The 14345-nt window shown below is 44.3% G+C and carries 13 protein-coding genes and 1 pseudogene; 2 read left to right on the top strand and 12 right to left on the bottom strand.

What is annotated here, in order from left to right; all coding sequences use genetic code 11:
* Window positions 1-239: 239 nt before the first annotated feature.
* The 6 genes and pseudogenes from AC5ELV_RS14345 to AC5ELV_RS14320 all read right to left on the bottom strand — a co-directional run.
* Window positions 240-1721, bottom strand: a complete 1482-nt coding sequence (locus AC5ELV_RS14345; RefSeq protein ID WP_493430727.1) for a glycoside hydrolase family 32 protein — start codon at window positions 1719-1721, stop codon at window positions 240-242.
* Between the two features lie 11 nt (window positions 1722-1732).
* The gene (locus AC5ELV_RS14340) at window positions 1733-2968 is read right to left on the bottom strand and encodes an MFS transporter (protein WP_493430726.1); all 1236 of its coding nucleotides are present in this window, start codon (window positions 2966-2968) and stop codon (window positions 1733-1735) included.
* A gap of 199 nt (window positions 2969-3167) precedes the next feature.
* Entirely contained in the window at window positions 3168-4151 is a 984-nt protein-coding gene (locus tag AC5ELV_RS14335) for a LacI family DNA-binding transcriptional regulator (protein WP_493430725.1), read from the bottom strand.
* 45 nt (window positions 4152-4196) lie between these two features.
* Window positions 4197-4349 carry a hypothetical protein gene (locus AC5ELV_RS14330; RefSeq protein WP_493430724.1) on the bottom strand — a complete coding sequence of 51 codons (153 nt, stop codon included), beginning with the start codon at window positions 4347-4349 and terminating at the stop codon, window positions 4197-4199.
* Window positions 4350-4699: 350 nt separating this feature from the next.
* Window positions 4700-5488, bottom strand: a complete 789-nt coding sequence (locus tag AC5ELV_RS14325; RefSeq protein ID WP_493430723.1) for a TrmH family RNA methyltransferase — start codon at window positions 5486-5488, stop codon at window positions 4700-4702.
* Between the two features lie 77 nt (window positions 5489-5565).
* A pseudogene (locus AC5ELV_RS14320) lies at window positions 5566-6231 on the bottom strand (potassium channel family protein); the annotation flags it as partial.
* Between the two features lie 160 nt (window positions 6232-6391).
* Between AC5ELV_RS14320 and AC5ELV_RS14315 the strand changes: the two are divergent.
* Window positions 6392-6625 (top strand): small acid-soluble spore protein SspI, encoded by a 234-nt coding sequence (locus tag AC5ELV_RS14315; RefSeq protein WP_016819939.1) that lies wholly within the window; start codon window positions 6392-6394, stop codon window positions 6623-6625.
* Between the two features lie 153 nt (window positions 6626-6778).
* Here AC5ELV_RS14315 and AC5ELV_RS14310 read toward each other — a convergent pair whose 3' ends face one another.
* From AC5ELV_RS14310 to AC5ELV_RS14300, 3 genes are all read right to left on the bottom strand, one after another.
* On the bottom strand, window positions 6779-8359 hold the full coding sequence (locus tag AC5ELV_RS14310; RefSeq protein WP_029518174.1) for a peptide chain release factor 3: 1581 nt from the start codon (window positions 8357-8359) through the stop codon (window positions 6779-6781).
* Window positions 8360-8666: 307 nt separating this feature from the next.
* Complete coding sequence (gene zwf, locus AC5ELV_RS14305) at window positions 8667-10223, bottom strand: glucose-6-phosphate dehydrogenase (protein ID WP_023990232.1); 1557 nt, start codon at window positions 10221-10223, stop codon at window positions 8667-8669.
* 187 nt (window positions 10224-10410) lie between these two features.
* The gene (locus AC5ELV_RS14300; protein ID WP_493430722.1) at window positions 10411-11175 is read right to left on the bottom strand and encodes a YwmB family TATA-box binding protein; all 765 of its coding nucleotides are present in this window, start codon (window positions 11173-11175) and stop codon (window positions 10411-10413) included.
* Window positions 11176-11421: 246 nt separating this feature from the next.
* On the opposite strand from AC5ELV_RS14300, the gene AC5ELV_RS14295 reads away from it, so the two are divergent.
* A complete protein-coding gene (locus AC5ELV_RS14295; RefSeq protein ID WP_493430721.1) occupies window positions 11422-11886 on the top strand; it encodes a hypothetical protein in 465 nt (154 codons plus the stop codon).
* A 76-nt stretch (window positions 11887-11962) separates the two neighbouring features.
* On the opposite strand, the gene AC5ELV_RS14290 is transcribed toward AC5ELV_RS14295, so the two are convergent.
* The 3 genes from AC5ELV_RS14290 to liaF are packed head-to-tail and all read right to left on the bottom strand — an operon-like array spanning window position 11963 to window position 14334.
* Window positions 11963-12613 carry a response regulator gene (locus AC5ELV_RS14290; RefSeq protein ID WP_493430720.1) on the bottom strand — a complete coding sequence of 217 codons (651 nt, stop codon included), beginning with the start codon at window positions 12611-12613 and terminating at the stop codon, window positions 11963-11965.
* Window positions 12591-13670, bottom strand: coding sequence for a sensor histidine kinase (locus tag AC5ELV_RS14285; protein ID WP_493430719.1), 1080 nt, complete (start codon window positions 13668-13670; stop codon window positions 12591-12593). The genes AC5ELV_RS14290 and AC5ELV_RS14285 overlap by 23 nt, the downstream gene beginning before the upstream one ends.
* Before the next feature lie 16 nt (window positions 13671-13686).
* Complete coding sequence (gene liaF, locus AC5ELV_RS14280) at window positions 13687-14334, bottom strand: cell wall-active antibiotics response protein LiaF (protein WP_493430718.1); 648 nt, start codon at window positions 14332-14334, stop codon at window positions 13687-13689.
* Window positions 14335-14345 lie beyond the last annotated feature (11 nt).

Raw genomic sequence — 14345 nt, 5'->3', positions numbered from 1 at the left:
ACTTTACGAAAGATACCTGGCTGTTCGTCTTGTCTGGAAGTGCACATGTTTCGGAGATCACTGATCTACTCAGTCGCTATTTAAGATATTTTGTTGCAAGAAATTCAGAAAATCCTTTTGCATAGAGCCAAGAGGAATAATTTTTTTGATTATACGTTAATCCGATTATCTTAAGTAATTTAGCGATAAAAAATCTTACTTTTCTTTTACATAATATGAACTGCAATCTTTTCATTGAGTTATTCAGCTTGCCATATATCTTTCAATTTCCAATATGTCAGCCCATTTACTAGTGCCTCTCCACCCTCCGTTATGATTTCTATGCCTAGCAATTTCTCACTCGGATAGATGCGACTTGTCATCGTAGTTTGTCCTTCATTCGCAAATATTTCAATGGATGAGCGATCCAGATATACATGCAATGTCAGCTGTCCCTCAGCATTGAATGCTGTTTGACGTACTCCATCTGTCTTCTTACCTGATTTAGAACAATTAAGCATAAGTTTCTGCTCCGAAATAGAATATGTGATAACCGTTTCTTCTCGACCTGTTCCGCGAAACTTCAAGCCTACCAGGTCTGCGCTTGACTTCGTGAGGTCGAACACTACCTTAACTTCAAGCAGATCGGCTTCAATTTCCTTGTAGTAACTTCCAGAAATAGAACCATATTGGTACAAAACATGTTTACTTTGACGAAGTAATTTCATTTCTTCAACTGGAGTCATCAGTACTTTATTATTGTCACCCAACGTAATTAAACGTGGGATCGTCATTGCTCCACACCAGCCGTCTGCTTTCGTCGGCATATCCGATTCCCACATATCCATCCAACCAATCGCAATGCGGCGACCTTGATCATCTAGAAAAGTTTGAACCGCATAGAAGTCATGGCCATTATCCAACTCGATGAACTCTCCATGCTTATATTCATTACTTTCATAATTATATTCGCCAACATAATATCCCGTCTGGAACAAGTTATTGTACTTATCTCCTTGCGCATCAATACCTTGTGGGGAGAATATAAATATATGCTTACCGTTCAGCTCAAAGAAATCAGGGCACTCCCACATGAAGCCCATATTTTTATCTCCCTGCAGAAGCACACCATGATAGGCCCAAGTTCTAAGATCAGGAGATGTATATAGAATAACACGCGGCAAATCTTCTTTCGTGCTGTTACCTAGGATCATGTACCATGTATCCTCATGCTTCCATACCTTCGGATCACGAAAATGCTGGGAGCTATCTGTCGGAGGTTCAGCGATTACGGGATTCTGCCTTAGTTTTGTAAAATGAATGCCATCTGTGCTTACTGCCACATTTTGATTTTGGAAAAAGATATTGTTTGGTTGATCAATATAGTGATGACCAGTATAGACCAATGTCAGTTCGCCGTTATTATCTACTGCGCTTCCTGAGAAGCAACCATCAAGGTCACACGCATCTCCAGGCGCTAATGCAATCGGACAATGCTCCCAATGTACAAGGTCTTTACTCTTCACGTGACCCCAATGCATTGGCCCCCAGTTCTCATCATAAGGATGATGCTGATAGAAGACATGATATTCACCTTTAAATTGAATTAATCCATTTGGATCGTTAATCCAGTTTGCTGGTGCCATAATATGATAACCTAATCGGTACCGCTTGTTCATTTTCACTTCTGCCTGTTTCAATGCTTCCTCAGCTTGCTTCGTATTGTTATTATATGTGTTCATTCGTCTTCCTCCTATGCTGTTTCAATATGCTTGTTAGGCTTGGGATCTAGATTTTTCGGTTCTTTCTTTAAGGTAAAGATTGAGATTGTTGTAAAGACAAATACGAATACACCCATAATCACGTACGTATTTGCAAAACCTCTAATGTCATAAGACATACCGGCGATTGGCGAGAAGATCGAAGCTCCTACCTGACTCATAAACTGGAATCCCACCAGATACAAGATCGAAGACAGACGCGTATCGAAATTAGCAGCCAAGTACTTAAATACGGAGATCAGCATGATTGGCAGTTCCAATGCGTGAATCAATTTCATAGCTGAGATTCCATAAGGTCCAATAACTAAGCCTGAACCCATGATCCGGAACGCCATCAAGAACCCTGCCAATATCAGACCCTTTTTGGCTCCAATTTTGTTGACAATGAAAGGCGCTAAGAACATCATACCTGCTTCCAAGAATACTTGTAGGGAATTTAAGTAACCGTAAACTTGATTGCCTAAATCAACCGTTGAGAACGTCGATGAAAAGTAATTCGGGAACTGCTGATCATACACATTGTAAATACAGGTAACACCAAGAACATATAAAATGAAGAACCACAAATGCTTATTTGCAAACAAATAGCCGATTTGCTTAAAGTTAACGGATTCTGCTCGCTCCATCTCGGAATCTGTCATTTCAACTTTAATTGTCATCGTAATGATAAACAGAATGACAGCAGATACTGATGCAATCCAGAAGTTAATGTTAGGGTTGATATTGAAGAGCTGACCAGCAAAAAATGTTGCTGCTGCCCAACCTAGCGAGCCCCACATACGAGATTTTCCGTATTCAAAGTCATATTTTCGGCCGACTTTCTCGACATAAGATTCGATGGCTCCGATCCCTGCCAAAAAAGAAATACCCAAGTATAATCCACCTACAATGGCGCCGAGAAATACATTGTATTGAAGTAACGGTCCATAGATAAAAATATAGAAAGGACCAACAAATAAGAGCAAAGAACTGATTAGAAATAAAATATGCTTCTTTAATCCGATTTTATCAGATATATAGCCATAAAGCGGTTGCATACATAGCGCAAAGATAGCGTTTACAGTAAAGATAACACCTGTTTCAGCACCATTCAGACTGATTTCTTGCCCTAGCCAGATGGAGAACAATGAATAACTTGCTGACCAAGTAAAGAAGAAAAAGAAGAAATAGGCACTTAGTTTCCAGTACATGCTCTTTGACTTTCTCATATCGAACGCTCCTCAAGTTGAACATTTAATGTAAATGAAAGCACTTCCGTATTTACAGATCGATTATATGTCAACCGCTTTCATATGTCAACCGCTTGACATATTTTCGAAAGAAAAAGAGCTCTCCTCTTTGATTTCAATTACTCTAATAAGGATAGCTCTACCTTATATCACAATGCTGAAAACTATGGAAATTGTATTAAGCTGTACTAGCTTCAATCAGTTTCACTGGTAGATAGGTTTCTCGCGGGACATCACTGAATCCACCTTCAATTTCTTTAATAAGTAACTCTATGGAAGATCTCGCGATCTCCTGTATTGGTTGCTGAATTGTCGTTAATTCAGGGAGAAGATTGCGGGTTGTTTCTGTTCCGTCATATCCAATTACGCGAATATCTTCAGGAACACGTTTTCCTCTTCTTCTTGCTTTAGCAATAAAAGACGCAGCCACCAAGTCATTACTCGCAAACAATCCATCTACTTCAGGATGTTCATCGAGCAAGCGTTTAATCGGTTCATCGTGATTCTGTTGGTGGAAGGGATCATGTACTTCATAGGTAATTGCCTTTCGACCATACTGCTTCATCACATCTTCATATGCTTTTCTTCTTAAACTTGCCGGTGTTTCCAATTCAACAGGGCCATTTATGTGTAAGATATGCTTGCATCCCTTTTTAATAAGCAGTTCTGACGCCAGTTTTCCACCCATATAATTATCCGATCCTACAACTGGGATTGAATCGGATAGGAAGCGATCGATCGCAATGACGGCAATATTCTTCTGTTCATAATTTACGATACCTCGGTTGTGTGTACCAACGATAATACCGTCAACTTGATTTCGCATAAGCATATCTACATAAGACTCTTCTTTATCCAGCTGATTTAAACTATTACAAAGCAACAGCTTATAGCCTAATGACGCACAAATATTCTCTATATGGAAAGTCAGCTCTCCAAAAAATGGGTTGCTTGTAGTTGGAATGATTAATCCAATCAGATTTGTCCGTTTACTAAATAATGACCGAGCTACATCATTAGGAAAATAATTTAGCTCCTGCATCGCTTTATGAACTTGATCCTTCGTTTCTTGACTGATATAGCCACGATTATTAAGTACGCGAGAAACCGTAGTCGGTGAAACTCCAGCTAATTGTGCAACATCGTTAAGTTTTGGTTTCATTGATTCTCCCTGCCTTCTCTCCATGCCATATCTCTAATTATTTTTTCATTTTAACATGGTTAAATGTGAAAAAACATGCTTGAGCATTCTTATGGATTGCTCTTCAGATTTGTCTCCTCTAAGAATCTCCTTGGCGACAGAAGAACGAATAGGATGATACGTGACTATATTTTTAGCTGATGCCGCATACTTGGGCACGAAACTACTCCCTCCTTCCAGTAATACTCTGCATTGTTCGCAAAATATAAAGACATATTTTCTTCATGTGGAAAAAAGCCTTGAAAAATGTAGCACACCTACTATACATAAAGTAAAAAAGCCCCTTTTTAACGGGGCTATTTAGATTAGATATTAGATTGTCCTGTAGCTAAAAATGTATATAACAAAATTTTAGCCAAGCAAAGGTAATTTTTCCTTCAGATAATTTTGTATTCACTTAGCCTTTATTCCTGATTTCACTGGGTTTTCGGGGATATTGACTGCCTCATTAGATGATATAAACAGTCTCAATTGATGTTATAACCCACAACAGCCCCGTGTTCATTCTCTTAGTTTCGTTGTCTCATCGCCTCAAATAATAGCACCGTAGAAGCCATCGCTGCGTTCAGTGATTCCGCTTGCCCCTGCATCGGAATGAATACCGACTCATCCACCATGCGCGCAGTAACAGCAGAAATACCTTGGCCTTCGTTTCCGATCACAAGCCAAGTGGAAGCACGCAAATCTATGGTATAGCATGACAAGCTCGCATCCAACGAGGTGCTGAGCAAGCGGGCACCTTTACTTTTCGCCTGTGGTAAAAGCTCCTCCAGACTGCCTTCAATCACCGGCAGGTGAAATAACGATCCCATCGTGGAGCGGATCGTTTTGGGATTGTACAGGTCGGCGCAGCCATGACCCAATATTACGCCTGCGGCTCCAGCAGCGTCAGCGCTGCGGATGATAGTGCCTACATTGCCGGGGTCCTGTACCCCGTCCAGCACCATCACTAGCGCATCCGGCTGCTCCAACAATGCCGGGAATGTGCTGCGCTCCTCCTTACGCACGATGGCAAAGACCGACTGCGGCGTCTTCGTATCGGTGCATTTTGCAATGACCGCCGCTGACACGGGAACCCATTCCACCGGCTGATCGGCTGGATTCAGGCCATTCAGCTCGGCGGGAATGCCCTTGTCCAAATCATAGGCGACGGTTTCGACAGCCGCGTTCGAACGCAGCGCTTCCTGCACCAGATGAATACCCTCGACAATATATTTATGCTGCCGTGTGCGATGCTTTTTCTCCAGCAGTTGCGCCCACTCTTTTACACGCGCATTATTCGGTGAAATGATTTCCATTCGTTTAACCTTCCGTTTCTTTGTCCGTTTCTTAAAAATAAATGATGCATCACTTGCACTTGAACATCAAGCCTTCGTTAGGCTGCAAATGCCAGCTCCAGTTTGGTCAGATCATCCTTGTGGCCCACAATGACAAGTACATCACCCGGCTCCAGACGATCTTCGGCATAAGGTGAAATATTCATTTCCTGATTTCTGCGAATCGCCATCACATTGCAGCCGAAGCGTGCACGTATGTCTAGCTCCTTCAGGTTTTTGCCAATCATGGAATCAGCGGCTCTCATCTCCAAAATACTGTAGTCCTTGGACAGCTCGATATAATCCAAAATGTTGGGAGATGTCAAATGATGGGCTACCCGTAACCCCATATCCCGTTCAGGATAAACGACTTTATCCGCACCTATTTTTTGCAGCACTTTCCCGTGCAGCTCATTTTGTGCCTTGACCACAAGAGCCGGTACGCCCATGTCCTTGAGAATCAATGTCGTCAGAATACTAGCCTGTATATCTTCGCCAATTGCAACTACGATTACGTCAAAATTACGGATACCCAGCGCTCGCAGTGCTTCCTCATCCGTCGAGTCGGCAGACACCGCATGCGTCACAATATTCGACATTTCCTGTGTACGCTGCTCGTCCGAGTCAATAGCCAGCACATCAAAACCCATCTCACTCAGCGCACTGGCAACACTGGAACCAAAACGGCCCATACCAATGACCGCATACTGTTTTTTTGCCATTCCTTCTTTACCTCCCGATCACCATACTGTCCGTCATAGTATAGCATATCATGCTACAAACATAAATTTTGACATACTTATGCCAAATGCTTCTCCATGTATACTGGACAACAGCCCAAGCCATAATACATTCGACCACTACTACAACATACGGGAGGTACACATGCCCATTACAATGGATTTACGACAAGCAATTGTTCACAAAGTACACGGCAAATCAGAAGCTGATCTTACGGACATGATTATTGGATCAGTGGACGGACCGGAGGCCGCTTTGCCTGGATTGGGTGTCATTCTTGAAATCGCTTGGAAGCATATGAGTCCAAACCAGCAGCACGATTTCGTCCATTTGGCACATGAACAAATTGATAAAATTAAACCCGTACCCTTAACCTAGCTCTAGCTATTTAACTCTTTGTTCCGATTTAATTGTGCTCATTATTTTACCCGTATTCGAAAATGAGAATAGTCCACTCGCATTAACATCGAGTGGACTATTCGTTGTATATATACTAAATGACTGAGATCAAACTGTTCTGCTTATTCAATCTTATGGAGCCATTTCTAAAAACTTAGCTGTCGGATTTTTCTCCATAGCCGTACGCATGGCATACTCGTTTTCGAACAAGGCGACATAATTGCCCTTCTTATCCTTTACCAGCGTAGAGTTAATACGGAACTTGCTCGGATCAATCTGCTCATCCACAATCCAACGTGCAAATTGGAATGGCATACGCTGAAGCTGTACATCAACGCCATATTCACCCTTCATGCGGTACTCAAATACTTCAAATTGCAGTTGGCCGACAACACCCAGTAGCGTATCGTCAAAGCTTACCGTACGGAACACCTGAATCATACCTTCCTCGGTCAACTGGTCAATCCCCTTCAGATACTGTTTGTGCTTCAAGGCATTTTTCACCGTTACCTTGGCAAAGATCTCAGGCGAGAAGGTCGGCAATTCATCAAACACAACCTCGCTACCTTGGCTGAGTGAATCACCAATACGGAAAATACCTGGGTCAAACAATCCAATAATATCGCCAGGAAAAGCCTCCTCGACAATATCACGGTCCTGTGCCAGAAACTGCTGTGGCTGAGACAGCTTAATCTCCTTGCCCATCCGTACATGCTTAACACTCATTCCGCGTTGAAACTTACCAGAGACAATACGCAAAAATGCAATACGGTCACGGTGAGCCGGGTTCATGTTCGCTTGAATTTTAAATACATAGCCGGTAAACTTTTCGTTTGTTGGCTCAATTTCCCCAGCTGTACTACGGCGCGGCTCCGGTTTAGGAGCAAGTTGAAGGAAGTTTTCCAAAAATGTTTGTACACCAAAATTATTAATCGCACTGCCGAAGAATACAGGTGTCAATTCTCCGCGCTGTACTTTCTCCATGTCAAAAGGGTCACCCGCGACGTCAAGCAACTCTAAGTCTTGGCATAATTGGTCATGCAAATATTCGCCCGCCATCTCACGAATGATCGGATCATTGTAATCTTCCACTTTTTGTACTTTGATCGTGGAATGGTCATCTCCCTGAAATAGCTCGACCTGATTTTTGACACGGTCATAGACACCGCACAGCTCGCGTCCTGTACCAATCGGCCAATTCATAGGCACCGAACGGATGCCAAGCACCTGCTCCAGCTCCTCCATCAAATCAAAAGGACTGCGTCCCTCACGATCTAGTTTATTAATGAAGGTGAAAATCGGAATTCCACGCTTTGCACAAACTTGGAACAGCTTAATCGTTTGCGCTTCCACACCCTTCGCTACGTCAATCAGCATGACTGCACTATCTGCTGCTGTTAATGTACGATACGTGTCTTCACTGAAATCCTGGTGACCTGGGGTGTCCAGAATGTTGATGCGGTGACCATTATAATCAAATTGCATTACTGAGGATGTTACAGAGATCCCCCGCTGTTTTTCAATCTCCATCCAGTCACTCGTGGCGTGTTTGCTTGCTTTACGCGCTTTAACTGAGCCAGCAAGACGAATCGCGCCCCCGAATAGCAGCAGCTTTTCCGTCAGTGTCGTTTTACCCGCATCCGGGTGAGAAATAATCGCAAACGTACGCCGTTTGTCGACTTCCTGTTGAAGTATATCTGTTGTTTTACTCATTTCACATATCCCTTCATGATCAAATCCATTGCATTCCTGCTCAAGCTATTCATAAAAAGGCCATGATGCACGCCTGTTTTCATAGGTTCATCGGCTCTATCGACTCATTGCCGTTAGCTCCATTATTTGGCGTACCCCGTTACCATATTCATTATAAATACGATCTATTTACATGTTTTAGCCTGCCTTTAACTTATAATCAGTTGCAAACTGAAAACCTGAGACTAAGCTATTATAGCACACTCCGAACGCAAAGCATCCCCTTACGTCCTGAACAGGACATAGGGGGATGCAGGACAAATCGGGATTACTGAACGCCGCCTACTCGCCAGATGACATTATCTTCATCCTGACCGCTAACCGGCCACCACTTGAAGCCATCTTGCTCCAATAGCTTGTGAGCACCTTCCGGTCCCCATGAGCCTGCTGCATAGGTTTCCAGCGTATCCGGGGTCTGCTGCCATGCTTTGGCGATTCGATCGACGAATCCCCATGCCGTGGCAACCTCATCCCAACGCGTGAAGTACGTCGAATCACCCTCAATCGCATCCATCAGCAACCGTTCATAAGCCTCCGGTGAGTTGATACCCACCATACAGCTTTGGCAAAAATCCATAGCCAGTGGCTCAATATCTGATTCCGAACCAGGTTTCTTGGCATTGATTTTAATGTAAATGCCCTCCATTGGATTGACCCGAATCACGAGCAAGTTCGGTTCCAGCTTATGCTTTTGACCGAGGTACACGTTCGTTGGCATGCTCTTAAATTCCACAACAATCTCCGTTGTTTTTACAGGGAGACGTTTGCCCGTACGAATATAGAACGGTACGCCAGCCCAACGGAAATTATCAACAAACACGCGTGAAGCAAAATAAGTCTCTGTGTTCGATTGTGGATCAACCTTGTCTTCTTGGCGATACCCCGGCAACTGCTGACCGCGATAACTGCCTTCGGTGTATTGACCACGCACCACATTGGTTTTCACATCCTCAGACGTTTCAAAAGGGCGCAGCGAACGCAGCACTTTCACCTTTTCATCACGGATATCCTCAGGCAACAAACGACTAGGTGGCTCCATCGCAATCATCGTTAGCATTTGCAGCATATGGTTCTGTCCCATATCCCGCAAGGCGCCGGAATGATCGTAGTAACCTCCGCGTTCCTCCACCCCTACCGTTTCACTAAGCGTAATTTGCACATTGGCAATATGCTTATTATTCCACAGTGGTTCAAAGAAGGCGTTCGCGAAGCGGATCACCTCAATATTTTGTACCATTTCCTTGCCAAGATAGTGATCAATCCGATAAATTTCTTCTTCGGCAAATACTTCTCGTATTTCAACGTTCAATTCTTGTGCAGATTCGAGGTTATAACCGAATGGCTTCTCAATTACCAGGCGATTCCAGCCCTTGCCATCCATCATGCCGCCATCTTTCAAGCTCTTCGACACGCTTCCGAATAATTCAGGAGCCAAGGCCAAATAAAACAACCGATTTCCCGGTATGTTAAACTTGCTTTCTATAGACTCCGTCTGTTGTCTCAGCTCATGGAACCCTTCGACATTGTTGATATCCAGCGATTTATATTCAAAATGCTCGGCAAATGCCTGCCATTCTTGATCATTTTCTGCTTTGTAGCGACTAAACTCCTGTATGGAAGCATACAGGTCATTACGGAATTCTTCCTCTGTACGCGGACGCCTTGCTACACCAATAACGGCAAAATCTTCAGCAAGCTTGCCTTCGCGGTACAAGCTGTAAATAGCAGGAAAAAGCTTGCGACGAGCCAAATCGCCCGTAGCGCCAAAAATAAACAGAACTGCGCCTTGCGTCACAACAGATTCTTTAGCAGGTATGTCAGCCATGAAGTACCTCATTCTTCCCATGTCAAGATTCCGCAATCCACAATCCCCGAAATCCGCATGTAGTATTGTGTATATTTATACAAGATCATACTTGATTTTCGAAAAACATGGAACTAAAGATTTGATGATATTTTATCATATCCTACATGGATAAGCTATCCGATGAATCATAAATTTACCTTATAAGTCAGTATTCAATTGTAATGAGCGGAAAACCGAGCGTTATACGTGTATCCTGCTGCTCCCTATCTTCATGTACAGCCATCTGCATCTGGACCTGATGCTCACCGCTTTGAATCATTAACGGCAGCTCTGGAGCTTCATAGGATATAGCCACAGTAGTCGCATCCGTATATCTTTCTTTGGCCTGCATGGAGATGTTCCCTGTTAAGCTCGCCTCCGTCAGTTTTAACAGTTGATCTTTGGATTCCTTTGTATGCAGCGAACGCTGAAGGGCCGTGTTCCACTGCGCTTGAATCCCCATAGATTTTAATTGCTCAGCACAAAGCTTATGAAGCTGAATCAACCGCTCACGTCCTGCATCGTTGCTCTCCAGTTGAACAACTACATACCATTGTCTAGTTTGATGTTCCATCACATTTAAGCGAATTCTTAGATCCTCACTATCACGAACAGAACGATAAACCGTGTGTCCATTTTCTACGAGTTTGTTTACTGTGGGTATATTCAGCTGATCAGCTATCTGTGCCGCCATATCTGCCGGTTCTTCATAGTTAGAACTCCAATCGCCTTGCCACTTCACAACTAGCTTATCCAGCGTACCCGGGGCCTGATCCGAGATGGTTAACAATGAGCGTAAAGCCGTTTCTGCCTCGCGGGAATCATATCGGTTTGTCTGAAGGGTTCCGTAGCGCCAGCCAGCCAGTACCAGCACCGTTCCTAATACCAAAATCGCAATAATCCCCTTTTTAATCAGCTCTGCTTTTAACATTATCGTTCCCCCCGTTCTACAACCATCCGATTCCCACACCTACGCTCTGGATACGTTCTTTTTCGGCTGGATGAAATCTATGAATCTACCAATAGCATTCCCGTTGTCAGAGGTTTTATACACACAGTAATACGGTAAAGCCCTTCTAAAATATTCATCTGCCTACTGGGTGTTCGACCATACATCGTAGGCAACGTAAGAATAGACTATGATCACAATGCATCTTACACCAAAAGAGGTGAAATCATGTTTCCGATTTATCCTGTAAATGAAGCCAATGTGGCACCTCATGGTGGACGTCTGGTCTGTGCCGTTATGCGTGATGGTACACGACACATCGGCATCTTAAGTGGGTGTAGCAAAGGCAAGCTGATGTTGAACGGATATCCACCCTCCTTTCCTGGCAGTCTCTACGCCGGGAGCTACAGTAACAAAGGAAAACAAGCCCCAAAAAAGAATTCCTCTAAAAAGAAAAAAAGGAATCCTAAAAACAAAGCTCGTACCTCTGCCAAACTAAATGCCTTAATTAAGCCGCCTAACGAACCTCTGAATCCATCCTTTCCTTATGACGCAGGCGGATTTGCTGGAGATGGCTACAGTAGTTATGGAAATGGCAGAGCAGGCTATCGCGGTGGGTACGGCGGATATGGATACGGGGCAGGGCTTGCACTAGATCTGGCTTTAATCGCCTTTTTATTTCTCCTAATCTAAACACCTTGTTATGGAACACAAAAGAACCGGAGGACTATTGTCGTCTCCGATTCTTTATAATCGCTTATTCTACATTCTACTCTGCTAATCCGTTCTTATAGGCATAGATCGCCGCCTGTGTACGGTCTTCCACTCCTAATTTAGCGAGAAGGTTCGTGACATGGAATTTTACCGTCTTAATCCCGATAATCAGCTCATCTGCGATATCCTGGTTAGACTTCCCTTGTGCCAACAGGCGAAGCACCTCCATCTCACGATCAGTCAACTCCGTATGTGCGGGTGCTTCAGCCTGTGTCTGGCGGAATCGATTCATCATCTTGGAGGCCACCTGTGACTCTAGTACGGACTGTCCGCGTGCAGCTGCACGGATGGCATCTGCTATCTCGGAAGCACGAGACGTTTTGAGCAAATAGCTGAATGCCCCTGCCTCAATGACCGGATACATTTTCTCATCGTCCAAATAACTCGTCAGTACAATCACCTTTGTCTCTGGAAGCAGGCGAGTTACTTGGCGTGTCGTTTCGATGCCATCCATGCCATCCATGACCAGATCCATCAAAATCACATTTGGCTTGTATTCGGAAGCCAACCGTATGCCTTCTTCTCCGCTTCCGGCCTCGCCGACCACTTCAATACCTTCTTCCGTCCCCAGCACCGCCGCAAGACCAATCCGTACCATTTCATGGTCGTCTACCAGCAGTACGCTAATCGGTAATTCCGTCTCCATGATCATCGTTCCTTCCGCTTTCATCATTAATAACTGGCACGGACACTTCAATCCGTGTTCCTTTTCCTGGAGCCGTTATATACTGAATAGCTCCCCCAATTTCACTGACCCGCTCCTGCATGGTGGATAATCCATATGAAGTCTGCTTTTTCTCATCCAGTTCAAAACCAATACCGTTATCCCGAATCGTCAGCCTGATGGAATCCGGGCGTTGCACGATACGAATTTCCATGCGGGTTGCTTTGGCATGGCGCAATGTATTAGACATCGCTTCCTGAACAATACGAAACAAGTGGTTCTCAATGCCTTTAACCAACTGTACTCCGCTTTCAATCTCAAAATCAATCTCCATCGGTACCTTTGCCTGCAACTCCTGTACCAAATCACGCAAACCCTGCTCAAGCCGCTTCCCTTCCAAATAGACAGGCCGTAGATGAAGTAGTAACGCCCGCATTTCGGATTGTGCCACGGAAGACATTTCTTCAATTAGCGCAACTTGACGCTGCGCTTTATCAAAATCCTTATCCAGCGTCCTGCCCACAGCCGTCGCCGTCATTGAAATAGCAAATAATTGCTGTGATACTGCGTCATGTAACTCTCTGGCCAGCCGCTGCCGCTCCTCCACAATCGCAGTCATTCGTGCCTGTTCTGCCAGCTGAGCATTATCCGTGGATAAGCGTTGTAAAGACGTAACCTGTTCCTGCCATTTACGCCCGATCCGTTCCAGCTGTTCTCCCAGCCTGCCTAGCTCATCATGTCCCAGTGGTGGTAACTCACGTGCAGGAGTCCCCTTTTCCCACATCAACAACGTCTCTCTCAACATTTCCAGCCTGCTTTTAAAACGGTAGCTCTCATAAAATCCATACATTGCCCCTGTACCAATCAACACCAGTACAACAGCTCCTGCAAATTTCAATATCATTCCCCAGGTTGGGAACGACTTCACATATCCATATGTATACAGCATATAAAAGACAACTACGCCCACAACAACACACAGGAGGATACCTTCACCCATACTGCGGGTTACCATGTTGGACGTTTTTTTATGATTCATCCCGGCTCCTCCTGATTCAATAAAATCGGACGCGGACATCGCCCGCCAAGTACGAAACGACAAACTTCACTTTATATTCACTCTGCTCAAAATGGGGAGACTTCCAAACCAGTCGATTGAGCATTCCCGCCTCATGATCCCGGTCAAACTGAATCTGCCCGAACAATACGAACATCTCCACCTCTACACCGTAATTATCTGGTAGCGTGATGTCAATGTCACCGAAGATTCCCTGCAAAAATATGACGGTTTCACGTTCCTCTGGGAGAGCCAACGTCAGATCGGCGTCCACATCTCCAACCACATGCCATATACTTGTGCTCCGTAAACTCCACGGCACTTCATCCCATTTATGATTGGATATAAAATTGTGCTTGAATATGGAACCTTGACCTTTATGCAGCTTCCTTGAACGTGAATAGAACACAGCTAATGATGCCAGTGTGACTACCACAAACAGGAACAAATGATCCAGCACCAACAGTCCAGCACCAATTGCGAGCATCGTGTAACCCTTTTTGATTTTGGAATTGCGAATCTTATATATTCCGGTCAACATCAGGATCAGTGCAACCACGGAGAGGAACCCAATCCACTGACCGAATAAAATGATAACTCCGACAGCGATCCCTGCCAGTGCCAAGGCTGATTTTCTTCTCTCCATGCTGCACCCCC

This window comes from Paenibacillus sp. NMA1017 (assembly GCF_058895805.1).
This window is presented reverse-complemented; position numbering and strand designations above follow the sequence as displayed.